Annotated in this window: 18 protein-coding genes; 12 read left to right on the top strand and 6 right to left on the bottom strand. The window is 44.3% G+C overall.

The features are described from left to right. The first annotated feature begins 184 nt into the window (after positions 1 to 184). On the top strand, positions 185 to 1,522 hold the full coding sequence (locus AC1VYS_RS21290) for an AbfB domain-containing protein (RefSeq protein ID WP_482911361.1): 1,338 nt from the start codon (positions 185 to 187) through the stop codon (positions 1,520 to 1,522). A gap of 114 nt (positions 1,523 to 1,636) precedes the next feature. After that, a complete protein-coding gene (locus AC1VYS_RS21285) occupies positions 1,637 to 3,481 on the top strand; it encodes an RICIN domain-containing protein (protein WP_482911360.1) in 1,845 nt (614 codons plus the stop codon). A gap of 62 nt (positions 3,482 to 3,543) precedes the next feature. Here AC1VYS_RS21285 and AC1VYS_RS21280 read toward each other — a convergent pair whose 3' ends face one another. After that, a complete protein-coding gene (locus AC1VYS_RS21280) occupies positions 3,544 to 4,488 on the bottom strand; it encodes a helix-turn-helix transcriptional regulator (protein ID WP_482911359.1) in 945 nt (314 codons plus the stop codon). A gap of 124 nt (positions 4,489 to 4,612) precedes the next feature. On the opposite strand from AC1VYS_RS21280, the gene AC1VYS_RS21275 reads away from it, so the two are divergent. The 5 genes from AC1VYS_RS21275 (at position 4,613) to AC1VYS_RS21255 (ending at position 9,534) form a co-directional block, all read left to right on the top strand. Beyond that, on the top strand, positions 4,613 to 5,476 hold the full coding sequence (locus tag AC1VYS_RS21275; protein WP_482911358.1) for an NAD(P)-dependent oxidoreductase: 864 nt from the start codon (positions 4,613 to 4,615) through the stop codon (positions 5,474 to 5,476). Between the two features lie 254 nt (positions 5,477 to 5,730). After that, the gene (locus AC1VYS_RS21270; protein ID WP_482911357.1) at positions 5,731 to 6,288 is read left to right on the top strand and encodes a GNAT family N-acetyltransferase; all 558 of its coding nucleotides are present in this window, start codon (positions 5,731 to 5,733) and stop codon (positions 6,286 to 6,288) included. Between the two features lie 141 nt (positions 6,289 to 6,429). Further along, positions 6,430 to 7,185, top strand: coding sequence for an exodeoxyribonuclease III (locus tag AC1VYS_RS21265; protein WP_482911356.1), 756 nt, complete (start codon positions 6,430 to 6,432; stop codon positions 7,183 to 7,185). Between the two features lie 569 nt (positions 7,186 to 7,754). Beyond that, entirely contained in the window at positions 7,755 to 8,330 is a 576-nt protein-coding gene (locus AC1VYS_RS21260) for a hypothetical protein (protein ID WP_482911355.1), read from the top strand. A 226-nt stretch (positions 8,331 to 8,556) separates the two neighbouring features. Next, positions 8,557 to 9,534 (top strand): diaminopimelate dehydrogenase, encoded by a 978-nt coding sequence (locus AC1VYS_RS21255; RefSeq protein ID WP_482911354.1) that lies wholly within the window; start codon positions 8,557 to 8,559, stop codon positions 9,532 to 9,534. A 73-nt stretch (positions 9,535 to 9,607) separates the two neighbouring features. Here the strand turns inward: AC1VYS_RS21255 and AC1VYS_RS21250 are convergent, their stop codons facing one another. From AC1VYS_RS21250 to AC1VYS_RS21235, 4 genes are all read right to left on the bottom strand, one after another. After that, the gene (locus AC1VYS_RS21250; RefSeq protein WP_482911353.1) at positions 9,608 to 10,462 is read right to left on the bottom strand and encodes a pentapeptide repeat-containing protein; all 855 of its coding nucleotides are present in this window, start codon (positions 10,460 to 10,462) and stop codon (positions 9,608 to 9,610) included. 213 nt (positions 10,463 to 10,675) lie between these two features. Further along, positions 10,676 to 10,864 carry a Spo0E family sporulation regulatory protein-aspartic acid phosphatase gene (locus AC1VYS_RS21245; RefSeq protein ID WP_482911352.1) on the bottom strand — a complete coding sequence of 63 codons (189 nt, stop codon included), beginning with the start codon at positions 10,862 to 10,864 and terminating at the stop codon, positions 10,676 to 10,678. 110 nt (positions 10,865 to 10,974) lie between these two features. Beyond that, positions 10,975 to 11,127 carry a hypothetical protein gene (locus AC1VYS_RS21240; protein WP_482911351.1) on the bottom strand — a complete coding sequence of 51 codons (153 nt, stop codon included), beginning with the start codon at positions 11,125 to 11,127 and terminating at the stop codon, positions 10,975 to 10,977. A gap of 5 nt (positions 11,128 to 11,132) precedes the next feature. Further along, the gene (locus tag AC1VYS_RS21235; RefSeq protein WP_482911350.1) at positions 11,133 to 12,497 is read right to left on the bottom strand and encodes a helix-turn-helix domain-containing protein; all 1,365 of its coding nucleotides are present in this window, start codon (positions 12,495 to 12,497) and stop codon (positions 11,133 to 11,135) included. 596 nt (positions 12,498 to 13,093) lie between these two features. Here AC1VYS_RS21235 and AC1VYS_RS21230 point away from each other — a divergent pair. Beyond that, positions 13,094 to 13,558, top strand: a complete 465-nt coding sequence (locus tag AC1VYS_RS21230; protein WP_482911349.1) for a GNAT family N-acetyltransferase — start codon at positions 13,094 to 13,096, stop codon at positions 13,556 to 13,558. 129 nt (positions 13,559 to 13,687) lie between these two features. Here the strand turns inward: AC1VYS_RS21230 and gdhA are convergent, their stop codons facing one another. Beyond that, on the bottom strand, positions 13,688 to 15,076 hold the full coding sequence (gdhA, locus tag AC1VYS_RS21225) for an NADP-specific glutamate dehydrogenase (protein ID WP_482911348.1): 1,389 nt from the start codon (positions 15,074 to 15,076) through the stop codon (positions 13,688 to 13,690). Between the two features lie 390 nt (positions 15,077 to 15,466). On the opposite strand from gdhA, the gene AC1VYS_RS21220 reads away from it, so the two are divergent. From AC1VYS_RS21220 to exlX, 4 genes are all read left to right on the top strand, one after another. Further along, on the top strand, positions 15,467 to 15,994 hold the full coding sequence (locus AC1VYS_RS21220; RefSeq protein WP_482911347.1) for a GreA/GreB family elongation factor: 528 nt from the start codon (positions 15,467 to 15,469) through the stop codon (positions 15,992 to 15,994). Next, on the top strand, positions 15,984 to 16,490 hold the full coding sequence (locus tag AC1VYS_RS21215) for a cation:proton antiporter regulatory subunit (RefSeq protein ID WP_441924391.1): 507 nt from the start codon (positions 15,984 to 15,986) through the stop codon (positions 16,488 to 16,490). Before AC1VYS_RS21220 ends, AC1VYS_RS21215 begins: the two co-directional genes overlap by 11 nt. A gap of 3 nt (positions 16,491 to 16,493) precedes the next feature. Then, positions 16,494 to 17,699, top strand: a complete 1,206-nt coding sequence (locus AC1VYS_RS21210; RefSeq protein ID WP_482911346.1) for a cation:proton antiporter — start codon at positions 16,494 to 16,496, stop codon at positions 17,697 to 17,699. A gap of 213 nt (positions 17,700 to 17,912) precedes the next feature. Beyond that, a complete protein-coding gene (gene exlX / locus AC1VYS_RS21205) occupies positions 17,913 to 18,629 on the top strand; it encodes an expansin ExlX (protein WP_482911345.1) in 717 nt (238 codons plus the stop codon). The last annotated feature ends 37 nt before the right edge of the window (positions 18,630 to 18,666 follow it).

The following is an 18,666-nucleotide window of genomic DNA, read 5'->3' as shown; positions in this document are numbered from 1 at the left end:
TTTGTAAGCGTATACATAATATGCATATGGTGTGTAAACTTGTAGAGGAGGTGATGTTTCATGTGAATGGGACGGGAGCAGATACCGTTAGGTGCTGCTTGACTAATGCAAGTATGTTTAAACACGCTTCGTTCAGTCATAAGGCAGTTCAATATGATCTTATGCAGGATAAGGAGTTGGGTTCATGTTGAAGAAAAGGAAAGGCGCAGCGAAGAAGTGGGGCAGACTGAAGATCGCACTTATACTCACACTAGGATTGTTGATGATTCTCACTGTCGGATTCCCGAATACAGTCAAAGCAACAACAAGTGTCTATACGATGACGGCCTTTACCAACACGAGCGAGTCCAACATGTATATCTATGAATCATATAACGCGAAACATTACGGTTTGCTGAAGGGTCCAGCGTATACGCCACCTGCATCTGATTTGATTCGCGATCCCAGCATCATGAAACACACCGATGGCTTGTATTACGTGGTTTATACCACGAACTGGTCAGGTAATACAATCGGCATCGCATCCAGTCCGGACAAGATAAATTGGACGTTTGTCCGTAATATTACGCTGTCTACTGGGGCCCCAATCGCCCATACCTGGGCCCCGGAGTGGTTCAAAGACACGAATGGCAGTGTGAATATCATCGTATCCCTCTCTCCTGGCAATTATGAGAACTTCAAGCCACATGTCATTACCGCATCAGGCAGTAATCTGGCATCCACACCCTGGTCTGCGCCTGTGGTGCTTGCAGGTCTTGCTCCCAATTACATTGATACCTTTGTTGTGAAGACAGGTTCAACTTATCACGCATTTACCAAGAACGAAACGACTAAATATATTGAATACGCCACGTCCAACTCTCTAACAGGACCATACACGTTTAAAGGCACAGGAAATTGGGCCGGATGGGGTTCGTGGGTAGAAGGACCAGCGCTGATCCAATTGGATAACGGTTCCTGGCGGATTTATTTTGATGGGTACGCAGATCACAAATATTATTACAGCGACTCGGCGGAGAATTTTCAGAGCTGGAGTGCGAAACTGGAGATCACGGGTTTGTCTGGCATGGTTCGCCATATGACAGTACTGAAGGAATCCGGTCAGCCTGGTGATATCCGCAAGCTTGAATCGTTTAACGTACCGGGCAGTTTCATTCGCCACTACAACTATCAAGCTCGTATTGATTCAAGTGTGAGTCCGGCAGAGGATGCTCAATTTCGAATCGTTCCTGGTCTGGCGAATGCAATGGGTATCTCATTTGAAGCGATGAATTATCCTGGTTATTTCCTGCGCAATAATAATGGCAATATACTGCTGGTGAAAAATGATGGCAGTGCTGCATTCCGAAATGATGCGACATTCAAACGGGTCAACGGGCTGGCGAATGCAAGCTGGACTTCGTACTCCTTATTCAACAATCCAAGTCTGTATCTAAGGCATTACGACCAAGTGTTACGGCTGACCCCTGTAATAACGGCTCTCGATAAATCCGATGCCACTTTCAGGGAGGCCGTTCAATAGCTCCATTGGCATGGCAAGTGTCAAGACTTAGCGGACGATTTCAATTGAATGGTGGGTTATACCCAAATATTTTCACCAAATTGACTTATCTAAAATATATAAGGAGTGAAGCTTATGAAGTGGTTGAAACGAATGAGTGCAGTGTTACTGAGCGGAACGTTGTTGGCTGGCAACTTGGGTTCAGGGACAGAAGTGTCGGCTGCGGGAGCTTATACGGCTGTGGCTGATCCGTCGAAACAGTATCAGACGGTTGAGGGCTGGGGAACATCGCTGGCCTGGTGGGGCAAGGTGGTTGGTGAATATTCGAATCGCGATGAATATGTGGAGGAAATGTTTAATCCATCGACGGGGATTGGCATGAACATTCTGAGATATAACATTGGAGGCGGGGATGATCCATCATCCAATGTTCTTGAATATCGTAAAGCGGTTCCTGGTTTTCAACCTTCTCCAGGTGTGTACGATTGGAATGCCGACGCAAATCAGCGTTATATGTTGCAAGCTGCGAAGGCACAAGGGGTCAACATCATTGAAGCTTTTGCTAACTCCGCACCTTATTGGATGACGATTAGTGGCGGTGTCTCGGGTGCGGCGAATGGCGGTAATAACCTCAAGCCGGATTATTATGATGATTTTGCTGATTATTTGACGGAGGTTGTGAAGCATTTCCGGGATCATTGGGGCATTACATTTGATACGGTGACCCCGCTGAATGAACCCATCTCGAATTGGTGGAAGCAAGGGAATGATCAGGAGGGCATGCATTTCGACCGGGCTGAGCAGAATGCAATTCTAAGTCAGGTTCAGGCATCTCTGAATGCCAAAGGGCTAACGACCAAGCTGAGTGCACCGGAAGAAAACAATCTGGATGATACCAACACCTCTTATAAAAGCTATAGTAATGCCGTCCAGTCAGCGATCAGCCAAATTAACACGCATACGTATAATGGCAATAATCGGGCAGCAATGCGTAATACCGCAGCATCAGCAGGCAAACATTTATGGACATCCGAATACGGAGATGGAGATGCGAGTGGGCTTACGATGTCACGCATCATATTAAAGGATATGCGCAACATGGGGGCTACGGCTTGGGTGTACTGGCAGGCTGTAGATAGTGCGGAAGGCTGGGGATTTTTCAAAAATGTGCTCAACAATACGAAAACGACCAGTTATACGGTTAATCAGAAATACTATGTTATGGGGAATTACAGCAAATTTATTCGTCCAGGTTACAAAATCATCGGCATGAGTGATGCGAATACCCTTGCAGCGTATGATGCTGCATCCGGCAAAGTGGTACTCGTTACGACCAACTCGGAAGCCACCGATACTTCGGTAACCTATGATTTGAGCCGCTTCTCAAGTGTAGGTTCATCCGTGCAGGCATATCGAACTTCGGCGACGGAGAAATTACAACCATTAACGAACATAACGATGCAAAACAAAAAGTTCACAACAACGGCTAAAGCCAATTCGGTAACCACTTATGTGATCTCTGGCGCAGCCTACAGTGGCAGCACGGGGTATGAAGCAGGGGCTATTTACAAACTTGTTAACCGTAACAGTGGCCTTGTACTGGATGTGAATGGTGCTTCATCAGCTGGAGGAGCGACCATTATTCAATGGAGTGATAGCGGAGCAGTTAATCAGCAATGGAAGCTGGAGTCTGCAGGCAACGGATATTACAACATTCGGAACGTTGGGAGCGGACTGTTGCTTGATGTCAATTCCGGTTCCACACAGGGCGGAGCAGCGCTGATTCAGTGGCAAGCTAACGGAGGTTATAACCAGCAGTGGCTGCCGATTGATGTAGGCGGATATATAGTTTTTGCGAATCGTAACAGCGGCCTGACCGTCGATATCAATCAAGGATCGATGAACGCAGGAGCGTCCACCATCCAGTGGGAAGATAACGGTGGAGCGAATCAGCAATGGAGTTTAGTTAAGGTGAACTAGAAATGATCTCCCCGTTAATAGCGTGATGAACGAGGAACAGCTTGCTTTTAGCAGGCTGTTTTTCATTTCCCATACTGTGCAGCCATGGCTTGTAACTTGGTGCGAATCTGGTCACGAACCTGTGGGGGATGCGTCACATGGGCATCTGTTCCCAGGCTGAGAAAGAAACTGACCACCCATGGAGTATAACTCGTGGCCATCTGAGCGTGGATTGTTCCTGAGCCATCTTCGTTAACCTTTATGGACTGCGATAACCACACATCAGATTGACATCTTCGGACGCCTTCTGCTGACAGTAACACTTTAAGCTCTAGTGGAGTTTCCTCATCATTTCTCATGATCCATCCTTGTATGTTCTCTCCAGTCAGATCTACTTTTTGACTTTGATCCACTTCACATTGCAGTCCGCTAATTCGATCAACCCGAAATACACGATAATCTACTGCGCGAAAACAGTAGGCCTGACAATACCATAAACCATTCATTGTATACAAACCAAGGGGTTGAATTAGTCGATCCTGTGTATCGTTCGCTTGATACTGGATTTGTATGATTCTCTGTTCCAAGGCTGCATCCAGTATCTCCTTCAAGTAGGGAACATCTAGTTCATGCAGTGGTACCCAGAATGTGAGTCGTTGCTGCATGCGTTCAATTTTATGTTTGAGGTCACTGGATAAATAGTGGAAAAACTTGCGTAACGCACTTTGTACTTCATTGTTAAAAGGGAGAGATTTATAGTTCTGTAACGATTGAGCTGCAAAAAACAAAGCCATAGCTTCATACTCCGTAAAACTGATGGGAGGCAACACCTTTTCTCTTAAAACACGATAACCACCGTTAGGACCAACCTCGGAATAAAGGGGGACGCCAAGTTCGCTTAATTCTGCTAAATCACGAATCATGGTTCGACGTGATACTCCACACTCATCTGCCAGTTCTTGTACGGTAAACGTTCTGCGTTCATTCACTATCATGATTAACTGAACAAGCCGTTGTGCTTTGTGCATATATACTCCCTAGATTTAATTTATAATCATGCCATTACTTGTCACTATTATCTATTATGCTTAATTTCGAAGTCAAGACGACTTGCCTTCAATGCGTAATGCAGACACTTGGGGAGGAATAATAATGAATGAAGTAACGGTTATTGGTTTAGGAGCGATGGGGGGAGCTATTGCTCAAACATTACTGGAAAAGGGATATCAGGTGACCGTCTGGAATCGTACATCGACAAAGGCAGATTCCCTTGTTGAAAAAGGAGCGGTACTCACGTCTACGGCAGCTGAAGCCATTCGTGCTAGTCAAATATCCATTATCTGTGTGTCTGATTATCAGACTTCATATGACGTACTGGATGTAGACGATGTACATGCGGCCTTGTCGGGGCGAGTGCTCATCCAACTTACTACAGGAAGCCCTGAACAGGCCAAAAAGCAGGAAATCTGGGCAAACACCCATGGGGCTACATATATAGATGGAGCAATAGCCGCTGCGCCTACCCAGATCGGAGGATCTCATGCAACCATCTTCACTTCTGGATCGATGGAAGCTTTTGATCAAGTAAAGCCGGTTCTCGGTGCACTAGCAGGTCAGGTACCTTATTACGGAGAACAGGTTAGCGCGGCTGCTTCAATCGACCTGGCATTCCTATCCTATCTGTTTGGGTCCTATCTGGGTTTCTTCCACGCATCACGAATTCTGGAGTCCGATGGTTTGCGTATTGATGATTTCGGTTCTATGATTGCTGGAGTTTCGCCTATGATCGGCTCCATTCTTCAATACGAAGGCGAGGTCATTCAACATTCCAAATATGAAAATCCACAAAGTTCTCTTCAAATGTCCATGGTAACCGTGGGGCTGCTCATGGAACAGGCACGTGAGAAGAATATGAATAACGAGTTTCCGTTGTTCTTGCAAAACATGTTTCATAAAGCTATAGAAGCTGGTTATGGCGAACAAGACATAGCATCACTTGTGAAAACGATGCGTTAAAATGAATAGATGGCATTTATCTTGAAGAATGAATGCACATATCTATTAAACCGTTAAACCGAAATGATATAAAATAAGTTATAAACCACTCTCGGCCATTCCCGATTAGTTAGGGGATGGTCTCTTCACTCTTCTTATCTCATTGTAATCATTTTATGATATGACTTGGTTACATGAAGTTTAACGTAGTAAAATAGCAGAGGGACTATAACATACATAATTGGAAGATACATCGCAATTAAAGGAGAATACGTATGAATACATTATTTGCATTTGACAACTTTCCGCAAATGGAGACAGCGCGATTTGTGCTCCGTGAAGCAATAGACAGTGACAGTGGGGATTTGCTGGCACTGTACTCCGATGAGACTGTCGTCGAATATATGCCCTTCACGCCCTTCGAATCCGAACAGGATGCGCTGGATGAGATGAGCTGGTATAAGAAGATTTTCAAGGAACAAACGGGTCTACGCTGGATGATTGAAGATAAGGAATCTCATCAAGTGATTGGAACATGTGGATATCTGGGTTACGAAGAGCAACATCATCGCGCAGAGATCGGTTATGATCTGCTTTCATCGTGCTGGGGCAAAGGTGTGATGACTGAGGTTGCTCGTGCTGTGCTGGAATTTGGATTCAATCAGATGCAATTAAACAAAATTGAAGCGAAGGTGGACCCGGGAAATGAGGCGTCCATTCGTCTACTGCATAAGCTGGGATTCCAGCAGGAAGGTCTGCTACGGCAGCATGAGTATGAGAAGGGCAGATACGTTGATCTGGCTGTCTTCTCGAAGCTGCAGAGTGACAACTAGCCACTGTCTTCCATTTCCGTGTTCATCCCCATATTCATCTACAGATTCAACTCCCCATCCCAATCCTCATGCCCAACATGTGATGTCTTGTCCCGTGAATTGGGCTCATGTTATATTGGAGAGATGTGAGGAGATGAGAATATGAAGCTGGTGTCCTGGAATGTGAATGGGCTTCGAGCGTGTGTGAATAAAGGATTTATGGATTATTATCATCAAAGCGAGGCCGATATTTTCTGCCTTCAGGAGACGAAATTACAGGCTGGACAGATCGAGATGGATTTGGGCGAAGACGTCTATCAGTACTGGAATTATGCAATCAAAAAAGGATACTCCGGCACGGCTGTATTCAGCCGCATCAAGCCATTGTCTGTTTATTACGGTATGGAAGAAGACAGTGAGCCGGAAGGACGGATGATTACACTGGAGTATGATGCCTTTTATCTGATTAATGTATATACACCTAATGCCAAACGTGATCTGACTCGGCTGCCTTATCGTTTGGAGTGGGAAGACCGCTTTCGGTCGTATGTTTTGCAACTGGAGCAGACGAAACCTGTAGTCATCTGTGGGGACCTGAACGTGGCTCATCAAGAGATTGACTTGAAGAACCCGAAGCCGAATATGGGCAACTCCGGATTTACGGATGAGGAGCGCGGCAAGATGACCGACCTGCTTGCGTCAGGATATGTGGACAGTTTCCGTCATTTGCATCCAGATCAAACCGATGTGTACAGCTGGTGGTCGTATATGCCTAAGGTCAGAGAGCGGAACGTGGGCTGGCGCATTGATTATTTTATAGTGTCCAATCAGCTTGCACCAAGAGTAGCCGAAGCCTATATCGACTGTCATGTCATGGGCAGTGATCATTGCCCGGTAGGCGTTAAGCTGAAACTGTGAGAACACATACTTAGCAAGCAAGTAGAACCTGACAACCGTTTGTATCCCGAAAAAGGGATGCGGGCGGTTTTTTTTTACGTCATACTGTGCCTTAGAGGTAGGGGAGAGGAACTAGACTTTGGTTGGGGAAAGGACTGGACTCCGGATTGTTTCAATCCCTCCATTTCTTGGGTACGATTGAAACATACATATATTATAAGTTGAATGGTTCATTAATACAGAACGGGCAAAAGTATAGGTCTATCCCGTGTGAAAAATATGAAATGGTTCAAGCAGTTCAAGCGTAAACAACCTGTAAACAGAAGGAGGAGGGTTGGTTGAAAAAGTTCAAAGTCTTCACCCGATTCCTATCCATACTTGCAGTAAGTTGTCTGATATCCTTGACGGTGTTATCGTTATCAGTCATTTGGATTAACATACCATAGAAGCTGTATCCGTTACACAGCAGCAGACACTGAGCTCGACTAAACGAAGGAGGAATGTGCAATCAGCATACAGAAGCATACTTCAGATGTAAGAAAGTGATTTGGAGAATGACAACATAAAACAACTAGAAGGAGTGATTTCTAATGGTGAAAAAGAAAAAAGTTCTGCTGGCCTGCGCTGCGCTGGCTATGATGGTGGCTTTAAGTGCGTGCAGCAGTGCTGCTGACGAGCCCAAAGGTGAGTCTGAAAAAGTAAATAGTGAGGCAACATCTGGAACTGCTGAGCCAGCTGCCACAGAAAATACAAGCGAAGCAGCGACAGGTACAGATACAGGAGCCGCATCCACGCCGGCAACTTCGGAATCATCTGCAAATAAAGGTGAAAGTAGTGCGGTGGACGGCATGCCGGAACACTTGCCTAAAGATTTCCCATTACCAGACGATGCCAAGATTACGACAGCGACTTCTGGAGAGGATGAAGGGAAGAAGTCAGCAATGATGATCTTTACCACGGAACAGGACATGAAGACAGTATCGAAACTGTACAAAGATTATTTTGCAGACAAGAAGCTGGCAGACTCAGGACAGTTGATTGATGAAAAAAATATTGTTATTCAAGGGACCGAACCGGACACAAAACAGAATTGGTCTCTGATCGGTGGAGCACTGGCGAGTCAGGAAGGTGTCGTTGAACTTACGTTAACTTGGTCTGAATCTTAAGAAGTTACATCGTGGATAGAGAAGCATTTGTTTTGGAAATTCAATCAAAACAGAATCTTTATTCATGAAGTTGTTTATTTACCCATACCTTGTGGTGGTACAGCGTTAAAGCTGTCCCTCTGCAAGGTATTTTTGATTTACATCTGGAAACCTGACAAGTTACATGTTATGTTATATCCTTAGATAGACTTATAGACAAAAGATTCAGACAGGGAGAGGATTAAACATGATTAAAGTTGGTATCGTAGGTTACGGTAACTTGGGTAAAGGTGTAGAAAAAGCAATTACCCAGAATGATGATCTAGAGCTGGTTGCTGTATTTACACGTCGTAATCCAGAACAGATGGTAGCTGAAGGTACAGAAGTTCGCTTTGAGCATATCTCTGCGGCTGAGCAGTACATAGGCAAAATCGACGTCATGATTTTGTGTGGGGGTTCTGCGACGGATTTGCCGGAACAGACTCCTGTGATCGCTAAATTGTTTAACACGGTAGATAGCTTTGATACCCACGCAAAGATTCCTGAGTTCTTTGAATCTGTGAATGCGGCGGCTGAGCAAGGCGGACATGTAAGCGTGATCTCAACAGGTTGGGATCCAGGTTTGTTCTCCATGAATCGTCTGCTGGCACAATCTATTTTGCCTGAAGGAAAAGAGTATACGTTCTGGGGCAAAGGGGTTAGTCAGGGTCACTCCGATGCCATTCGTCGTGTATCGGGTGTTAAAGCCGGTGTGCAATATACGGTACCTGTGGAAGAAGTGATTAACCGTATTCGTTCTGGTGAAACTCCGGAATTGTCCACACGCGAGAAACATCTGCGTCAATGTTTTGTTGTGGCAGAAGAAGGTGCGAACCAGGATGAGATTCGTGAAACGATTGTGAATATGCCTAACTATTTCTCAGATTACGATACGACGGTTACCTTTATCAGTGAAGAAGAACTGAAATCCGAGCATGCAGGTATGCCGCATGGCGGTTTCGTCATTCGCAGCGGAATTACAGGTAACGGGCAGAAACAAATTATCGAATTTGGGCTGAAGCTCGACAGCAACCCGGAGTTCACCGCGAGTGTGCTTGTGGCGTATGCCCGTGCAGCACAGCGTTTGAGCAAGGAAGGACACAAAGGTGCGAAGACGGTATTTGATATCCCGCTCGGCCATCTCTCTCCGAAATCGGCTGCGGATCTGCGCCGTGACTTGCTGTAATCTTAGTCTGTAATATGCGTATAAAAATAGCACGTCCTTCGGTGGAAGGACGTGCTATTTGCGTTGTGCGCCTCTAACGCCAATGAGAAGGTTTGCTTAAATGGTCAGGTAGCAAGGTATCCGCGTTTCCCATAGCAGCGTTCAGCTGAGACTGTGTCAGGAAAATCCCGCCTCGCAGATCGGCTCCGCCGAGTTCCGTATCCCGCAGGTCTGCACCAATCCAGTCGGCATTTCGTAAATCGGCATTACGCAGATTTGCTGCAATCATGAGCGCGCCCCGGAAGCTCGCACCTCTCAGGTCTGCTCCTTGCAGATTAGCCCCCAGAAAATCCATGCCGCTGCGTTTCTTGCCTTTGGCCTTACCTTGAGCTTGTGTTTTTGCCGGAGCGCCGCTGCGTACGATCTCACTAGCCTGAATTAGCAAGGTGTTCACGTTTGCGCGATGGCTCGTGATGTCCAGTTGCAGCAGAGCTGCCGGTTCCAGATCACTCAGACGCGCTACATCTGGATAGACTTTTTCAAGTGAGGCATGCAGCGAAGACGTATCCGGCCGCATCATAACCTCTCCCATGTAACTGATCAGTTCATGAATTTGACGAAGTACAGGCAGGCAATCATACATTTCACGGGCCGTTTCGGGGTGAGTACGCCAGCTTCTGTCCGCATACGTAATCTGTGATAGCTTCTGGCCTGCACCAAAACAGTCATAGACGGTGCAACCCTTGAAGCCCTTCTGCCGAAGCTGGGTATGGATACTGCATCGGTAATCCTCCCGCAGATTAGGGCAAGGTGTGCCGCTGGACTTGTCAAAAGCGAAATCCGAGGATTTCCCATAAGGCAAGGCCACGCAACATAACCCGTAACACTGCTCGCAGTCTGCTTGCAGATGAGGATTCTCACTGGGGTTTAAAGAATGGTTAGACAACATACACACTTCCTTATCATCAAGAAAAAATTGAATTTAAATTCAAATGTACCGATAAATCATGTCATGTTCACTTTACCATTGGAAGGAAGTCACTTCAATTGAATAATAAGATCTATGCAGGGTAAGAAACTTAGTAGACTTATCGATCAGAAAGTTGTATGCAACATTGAACAACTACACTATAAAATTTCGTGGTGCTTGATACCATGCTACTTATTCATCTTCACTCTTTGTATATGTAGGAATTTGTGTCTTACTGTGTTTATTTATTAATTCATCTAATAATTCAGATTGTTTGATCACCAATGGGTGGCCTATCCCGTAAGAACTAACTAGTTCATACAAAACGGATCGTTCGTGTTCCAATTGCTCTTTGATAGAGTTACTTGACAAATCAATCACCTCTATACTAATCCTAACCACTTCTATTTAAATTTACTAATTTAGTAGATATACAAAAACTCAAAATAAAAAACCTCCAATCAGGAGGTTCTGAAGATTATAATCTTTTTTTACCAGCCGCCAGCACCATGTCCATTCGCTTTAACAGCGGTTACATCTGTTGGTGGTTTAGGATCATTGTTATCGGCCGATACCTGATTAAATGGTGTACATACTAAAATGGCTAAAGCTACAACAAAAGAAATGACAGTCAACTTCTTCATGTACCTCATTCTACCTCCCTCAAAATTGCTTTGAATCTATCTAGATCATCATCTGTGGCTAATTGCCTCATTCCTTCGAACAAACAAAAGCATCTGATCAAGTAACGATCATTATTTATCTTAGCAGAGATTGCCAAACTATCTAACAGATAGAGTATACCAAAACTAGGTCTATTAGAATTTTTATAATATTCGGCTAAATCAGCCAAGAGGATAACGAATCCATCGTTAATAACTTGGGAAGTGTATGATCCTACCTTTTTTTGAGAATTGATCTGATTTTGAATCACGTCTTGATAACGATCTATGATGTGGTCTATGTTATAAGAATATTTTAGTGCTGCCTTAACAACCTTGAATAGTCCTATAAGTAGTTCATTATCATTATTTGCTAAGGAATTGATATAATCATCGATAAGGCCAGTTTCCCCTGTCATCACTCTATAAAGCATTCGGTTAGCACTTGCCCAAATTAAAAATTGTTTTTTCGTTTGTTCAGCCTCTTCATCAGTTTCAACGATCCAACTGTGGTCCTCAAATTTATCTAAATGAAAGAATGCTTCCTCATAGTTCCCATCCTCTTCAGCAACTGTCCCTAATATTACATGGGCATATAGAATATATCCGAATAAAGCTTTTCTGGGTTCTGTTCGGTTGAGTTCATTCCCTTTCCGTTTATGTTTTAGATCGTATAGTACTCTAGCTATCCTGCCCATTTCAGAGCTCAGTTGCTTTGCCTTCTTCCACTTCTGTAAGGATACATACAAGTTAGCTAAATCTTTCAGGGCATCAAGTTGCTCTATTTCACTCAACCTTGTAACAAACGGTTCAAATACAAGAGCAAGTTCGTAGTTGAATTGCTGATCATCACCTAAAGATGCCTTGAAAATCCTATACTGGCATATGGCCAATCGTTCTGCATGTTGGTACCGTTCTTCTTCAGAGACTCTTCTATAAATGATGAGTGAAGCAGAGAGATTACCTTCCTCATAAAGAGACTCGGCAAAATCAAATAAAGAAGAAATATAGTAAGACTTCTCCAGCATAAAATCAACAACTTTTTCAATGCAAGATAACTTGTTTAATTGCGAGCACCTAATCAGAAATGGCCGTATTCTTCTCCAATCTGTTGATGGATCGAGTAGCAGCTCATCAGCATATAAATCATAGAAAGTGCCCTCTTTTAAACCCATCGTTAATGTCATTTTATCAAGTGCATTAATCGGAACTGGCTGAGAACCGTTGATGAAGCGACTAAGAGTTCCAGAATTTATACCAGAATTCTCAGCAAAATGATATATAAGTAACTGATTATGATCTATGTAGTTTAACAACTGAGAACGGATAGTTTGTTGATTTTCGATATTCAAGGAAGATTCCACCTCCATCTATAAAAAACCATTATTTATAACTTTTACTCTTTATAGGTAATCATATGGATTATTCTACCATTGGTCAATGGTTCTTGCAAAATTCTTTGTTTTCTTCAATATTGCAGAATTTGTTTTCTTCTCTAAGAAGTTCCCAACTAGCTAAAGAATAAATAATAGGAATCCGCTTATGTAACCGACCCCTGATTATGATTATTTTCTTCTGAATTTGAATTCGATCTCACTCCTAGAAGATTTGTCTTATCGCTATTATTCAATTGATAAGCGAATTCAACAATTTACGATTTCTTCTTGGCAAATATATTTCTACATTATTATTCAGTAAGATAATATAATATAATTCCCAGGCGTATTCATGCTTGCAAAAACTTTCGAGACGTAGTTCATAGTTATTATGCTGGATTGATTGGGCATAAAAATTGATGGCGTACTGGCTCATGATTTTTTAAAGCGAACTCATTTAGATTATTTGATGCTCGGAGCCTTCAGTATATAGAATAGTTCTGTGCTCATCTTTGAAAACAGTATTAAAGCAAGAGAAAATATGGACTTACCACGTATGGAGGTAGCGGAACATGAATGAATTCAAGATACGTCAAGCTACCCGGGAAGATCGGGAGCAGCTTGCGGATTTACGGGCCGTGGTGTTATATGATGATTTGACACGTTTGGGTCGATACGACGAGATTCGGGTGAGGGAGCGTTTTCGAAATACATTCCAGCCGGAACATACACAAATTTTGGAATTGGACGGCGTTTTAATCGGATGTGTGTCATTAAAACCGGGAGATGGAGAGTTTTTGTTGGAGCACTTCTACATTGATCCGGATTATCAGGGCAGGAAACTAGGCACAAAGGTGCTTAACATGTTGCTTGAACAGGAAGCAGTCAGCGGCAGAAGAGTGATCTTAAACGTGTTGCAAGGAAGTCCGGCGAAGCGTTTATACGAACGATTCGGATTTACGGTCGATCATGAAGATGAAGTGGATGTGTTCATGTCTAGAACGCACCAAGGCATTGGCGAAAGCTCGTTAGGTTAAGGATATTGCACGATAGATTGCATCGTACAAAAAAGAAGCCTCTTCTCTGCATGGCCGCTAGACGACCATTGCATGAGAAGGTAAGGCTTCTTTTTGTATGAACCATTAAAAAATGCGGTAAAAAAGGAGTTACACTACGCCTTGGGCAATCATCGAATCGGCTACTTTGAGGAAACCAGCAATGTTTGCTCCAGCAAGCAAGTTGCCTTCGCAGCCGTATTCTTCAGCCGCTTCTACGCAGCTTTTATAAATGTTTTTCATAATGTCATGCAGTTTGGCATCAACTTCTTCAAATGTCCAGGACAACCGCATGCTGTTCTGTGACATTTCAAGAGCGGACACGGCTACACCGCCGGCGTTCGCAGCTTTTGCAGGGCCAAACAGCACGTTAGCACCAAGGAATACATCAATGGCAGCCAGTGTGGACGGCATATTTGCGCCTTCACCTATGGCTTTGACACCGCCTTGAACTAGAAGGTTCGCTGCTTGCTCATCGATTTCGTTTTGCGTTGCACACGGCAGTGCGATATCACAAGGGATAGACCAGATACCCTCGAAACCTTCGGTATACGTCGCATGCGGGTGTTCTTTGACGTATTCGCTGATGCGCAGACGCTCAACCTCTTTCAGGCGTTTAACCGTATTCAGATTAATGCCTTGTGGATCATGTATGTAGCCCCCGGAGTCACTGCACGCCACAACGCGAGCACCAAGCTCTTGGGCCTTCTGGATGGCATAGATGGATACATTGCCGGAACCGGAGACTACAACGGTACTGTCCTTGAAACTTAGACCTTTGGATTCAAGCATTTCATTAACGAAGTATACGCAGCCGTAACCCGTTGCTTCTTTACGTGCGAGACTTCCACCGTACAACAGACCCTTGCCTGTCAATACACCTGCTTCATGACCGCCACGAATGCGTTTGTACTGACCAAACATGTAACCAATTTCCCGAGCACCTACACCAATATCACCCGCAGGTACGTCTGCGTCTGGACCGATGTATTTGTACAGCTCTGTCATGAAACTTTGCGTGAAACGCATCACTTCCTGATCCGATTTTCCTTTAGGATCAAAGTCAGAACCGCCCTTGCCGCCGCCAATTGGCAGGCCAGTCAGTGCGTTTTTGAAAATCTGCTCAAAGCCCAAAAATTTAATAATGCCCGAATATACCGAGGGGTGGAAACGAAGTCCGCCTTTGTAGGGACCAATCGCGCTGTTGAATTGTACACGGAAGCCGCGATTCACCTGAACTTTACCTTGATCATCGACCCAAGGCACACGGAACGTAATAACCCGTTCCGGCTCAACAAGTTGCTCTAGCAGACTGTGGTTTCTGTATTTGGGATGTGCTTCGATGACGGGGATCAGTGAATCCAGGATTTCCTTAACAGCCTGATGGAATTCATTCTCGTTTGGGTTTCTCGCGATAACTGACTCATAGACGGAATGAACATATGCTGCGGCAGTAGTAGCTTGAGATGACGTTGAACTTTCTTTAGTAATCGTGGACACTTTTTCAATGCACTCCTTTATCGTGTTAAAGTCTGTAGATACCTATTTGTATAATTTGCATAAAAGTTTGTAGTTAAATATACAGGAAAGGAAATAAAAATACGAGACAAAAATCCATAAAATGTTTTTTATGAGGCAATTAAAATGTTCTATAGATCTATCATTAAATGTAAAGAATATCGTGGAATGTTGGATAATATACCCAAAGTATAGAATTAAAACCCAAGTTAGCAGAATTGATTGGATTAATAATTTCATTTTGGTAAGATGGTAAGAAGGGCTCGTGATCGGGGCTCTTTTATTATAAAAAGGAGGACAACAGGATGATGATGGAAAACAACAAGCGAATCAACGTGGAGAACAAGGCGTGTATAGGAGGTGAAATCTACTATGAACCGTAGGACTCCACTTGACAATTGCAGAGAAATGCTGGTGAGTCAGCTGTTGATCTTGGGCGAAGAGAAAAGAACTTTTCTTGACGCTTATTTTGACGTGCGTAATCCCGAGCGTGTACAGCTCGATAAACAATTGATGGCCTATACAGAACGAGTCGAGCAATTGCTCACTGGACCGGATGAGTCTCTGAGTTCCGTAGTGTTGATTGGCAGTCAGATTGAACTGGAATATGTTGATTTTCATACTTCGGATAAGTTAACCATTGTTATGCCGGAGGAAGCAGACCCGGACGAAGGACAGATTTCATTCCTTTCTCCTGTGGGACGTCAACTTCTACTGGGGAATAAAGGGGAAGTGAGAGCCATCTCTACGCCTTCGGGTTCCATGAAAATACGTATAGCGGACATTCAATGGGCTTTTGAACAAAGTTCAGAGCCGGTGCAGGAGCTTGAGCAGGCTGATGAGGCGAAACAAAATCCGCTGCAAGGCTTGACTCAGGGAGGTGCGAATCATGCACTTTAAAGAAACGGATCTGCCAGGCATTGGACGTAAATACTGGCTACACACCCGTAGCGGGGAGCATCTTGTCATCGTGGTTCATAATGATGAGCGGCGTGATTTGTTCCATATGGAATCCGGAGATCAAGCGGAAGATCTCGGAGATATGGTCTCTCTGGTGACCCTTGACGATGATGAGGCAAGAGCCGTAGCTGCCATAGTCGGTGGCATGACGTATAAACCTCAGTTCCAGAACGAACGGGAAGTTATGCTGGAAGGGCTGCTGATTGAGTGGCTACGTATCGAACCCCATGCGGCTTGCATTGGAAAGACGATTGGAGAGATGAACATCCGTCAGGTTACCGGTGTGGCAATCTTGGCGGCTGTTGACAAAGAGAAACAGAAACAATTCAACCCTGGGCCAGAGTATGTGTTCACCAGTGGAGCGACAATTGTTGTTGCCGGTGAACGTGAACAGCTCAAGCAGCTCAAACAATGGTTGACCGACGGGCGGATGTAGCGTATGGATATGCTCATATTTGAAGTGGGGGTTGCCATTGCGCTGATTACACTTACGGGATTAATATCTGCACGACTACGATTTTCGGTTATTCCATTTTACATTCTGGTCGGTATGGCCGTTGGACCGCATGCACCACAGTTTGGCATTGTGGATTTACGATTTATCGAAAGCTCGTCTTTTATTGAATTTATGGGCAGGCTGGGAATTTTATTTTTATTGTTTTATCTGGGATTGGAATTTTCGGTCTCACGGTTATTAAAATCGGGGAAAGCCATTCTCACCGGTGGCATATTCTATGTGGCTCTCAATTTTGTCTCAGGCTTGTTGCTTGGCTGGTTCATGAATCTGCCACTTCAGGAAACCATGGTCGTATGTGGGATCATGACCAGTTCGTCAACAGCTATTGTAGCCAAGGTGCTTGTGGATTTAAAACGTACCGCGAATCCGGAGACGGAAATTATTATGGGCATGATTATGTTTGATGACTTGTTTATTGCCATTCATATTTCCATTCTGACTGGACTTGTGCTTAGCGGAGCAACTTCATTTGGAAGTGTGCTGCTGGTATCTCTCTCGGCTTTGCTGTTTATTGTACTGTTCCTCATTATCGGAAGGAAGAGTATTAAATATATAGATAAGGCATTGAACATTAAGTCTTCGGAGTTATTTTTGCTTACGATCATGACACTGCTCTTCCTCGTAGCGGGATTCTCGGAAACTCTGCATGTCGCTGAGGCGATTGGTGCGTTAATGATTGGACTTGTGCTTGGGGAATCCAGGCATGTCAGCCGAATTGAGCAGCAGATTATGCCGTTCAAAGACTTTTTTGGGGCTTTGTTTTTCTTCAGCTTTGGCCTGACCATTGAGCCATCCTCCCTCGGTGGAGCTGTAGGGATGACGCTTATTGCTGTCGTGCTGACGATTCTGAGTAACTTCGGTGCAGGTATGATCGCAGGTAAAATGGCGGGAGTGTCGAACAAGGCCTCTTTAAATGTGGGCTTTACACTGGTCTCTCGGGGGGAGTTTTCGATCATCATGGCGAACATCGGTAAGGCCGGAGGTCTGATGGCTTCCATCCAATCCTTTGCTGTGCTATACGTGTTGATTCTGGCTGTACTGGGACCAATTCTGACGAAAGAGTCTCCTCGCCTGTATGCGAGGTTTGAACGATTCCGGAATCGGGAGAAACGCAAGGAAACGGGGTAAGGGTAAGAGAAGTGCGTCGCACATTACGGGAGAATGGAATTTCTCTCAAGGTGCGGCGCTTTTTTATGTGTGATAAGCAGGACTTTAGATGTGATTTTCTGAAAATACATTTAAATATTTTAAAAATTATGTAAAATAATGTTATTCGTTGTCTATGACAATGAAGAACAATATTTAGAATCACAGCCAAAATGATAGGGAGGGAATAACACAATGAGCAAGAAAAGTAGATTCCAGCGTTTCAGAAGGTCTGCCACAGGTATACTTCTCGGTCTTGTTTTGTTTGCTTTACCTGCATCTGCTGCTTGGAATGATACATATCAAGGTTATGCTACGTACACGGGATCGGGTTACTCGGGTGGTGCTGTACTGCTTGATCCGATTCCAGCAGACATGAAGATTACCGCACTCAATCCATACCAGCTTAATTATAATGGTGTCAAAGCTGCTTTAGCTGGAGCTTATCTTGAAGTACAGGGGCCCAAAGGGAAAACTGTGGTTTATGTAACGGATTTATACCCGGAAGGAGCCAGTGGTGCTCTGGATCTCTCACCGAATGCGTTTAACCAGATTGGAGATCCCAAAGCAGGGAAGATCGATATCAGCTGGAAGGTGGTCAAAGCGCCGATTGAAGGGAACGTATCTTATCGCATCAAGGAAGGTAGCAGTCAGTGGTGGGCAGCCATTCAAGTCCGTCATCATAAATATCCTGTGCTGAAGTTTGAAGTGAAGCAGAAGGACGGCTCATGGCTTAATCTCGAAAAACAGGATTATAACCATTTCCTTGGCACGGGATTAGGTAAGGAAGAATTAAGTATTCGGATCACCGATATTCGTGGTAAAGTGGTGTATGATTCCATTCCGGCTCTGCCAAACGATGGATCAGGCGGTGCATATATCGTACCGGGTAACGTGCAGTTCCCGGATTAAATGTAATGTGGCATCAAAATAAGTATGATCATAGATG

The sequence above is a fragment of the Paenibacillus sp. G34 genome (assembly GCF_056856875.1).
The sequence above is the reverse complement of the archived record's forward strand: the minus strand, read 5'-3'. Positions and strand labels throughout refer to the sequence as shown.

Bases quoted from the DNA above. Each gene is read 5' to 3' on its own strand.
- AC1VYS_RS21290 (WP_482911361.1), top strand. From the start codon at position 185: ATGTTGAAGAAAAGGAAAGGCGCAGCGAAGAAGTGGGGCAGACTGAAG.
- AC1VYS_RS21285 (WP_482911360.1), top strand. From the start codon at position 1,637: ATGAAGTGGTTGAAACGAATGAGTGCAGTGTTACTGAGCGGAACGTTG.
- AC1VYS_RS21280 (WP_482911359.1), bottom strand. From the start codon at position 4,488: ATGCACAAAGCACAACGGCTTGTTCAGTTAATCATGATAGTGAATGAA.
- AC1VYS_RS21275 (WP_482911358.1), top strand. From the start codon at position 4,613: ATGAATGAAGTAACGGTTATTGGTTTAGGAGCGATGGGGGGAGCTATT.
- AC1VYS_RS21270 (WP_482911357.1), top strand. From the start codon at position 5,731: ATGAATACATTATTTGCATTTGACAACTTTCCGCAAATGGAGACAGCG.
- AC1VYS_RS21265 (WP_482911356.1), top strand. From the start codon at position 6,430: ATGAAGCTGGTGTCCTGGAATGTGAATGGGCTTCGAGCGTGTGTGAAT.
- AC1VYS_RS21260 (WP_482911355.1), top strand. From the start codon at position 7,755: ATGGTGAAAAAGAAAAAAGTTCTGCTGGCCTGCGCTGCGCTGGCTATG.
- AC1VYS_RS21255 (WP_482911354.1), top strand. From the start codon at position 8,557: ATGATTAAAGTTGGTATCGTAGGTTACGGTAACTTGGGTAAAGGTGTA.
- AC1VYS_RS21250 (WP_482911353.1), bottom strand. From the start codon at position 10,462: ATGTTGTCTAACCATTCTTTAAACCCCAGTGAGAATCCTCATCTGCAA.
- AC1VYS_RS21240 (WP_482911351.1), bottom strand. From the start codon at position 11,127: ATGAAGAAGTTGACTGTCATTTCTTTTGTTGTAGCTTTAGCCATTTTA.
- AC1VYS_RS21230 (WP_482911349.1), top strand. From the start codon at position 13,094: ATGAATGAATTCAAGATACGTCAAGCTACCCGGGAAGATCGGGAGCAG.
- AC1VYS_RS21220 (WP_482911347.1), top strand. From the start codon at position 15,467: ATGAACCGTAGGACTCCACTTGACAATTGCAGAGAAATGCTGGTGAGT.
- AC1VYS_RS21215 (WP_441924391.1), top strand. From the start codon at position 15,984: ATGCACTTTAAAGAAACGGATCTGCCAGGCATTGGACGTAAATACTGG.
- AC1VYS_RS21210 (WP_482911346.1), top strand. From the start codon at position 16,494: ATGGATATGCTCATATTTGAAGTGGGGGTTGCCATTGCGCTGATTACA.
- exlX (WP_482911345.1), top strand. From the start codon at position 17,913: ATGAGCAAGAAAAGTAGATTCCAGCGTTTCAGAAGGTCTGCCACAGGT.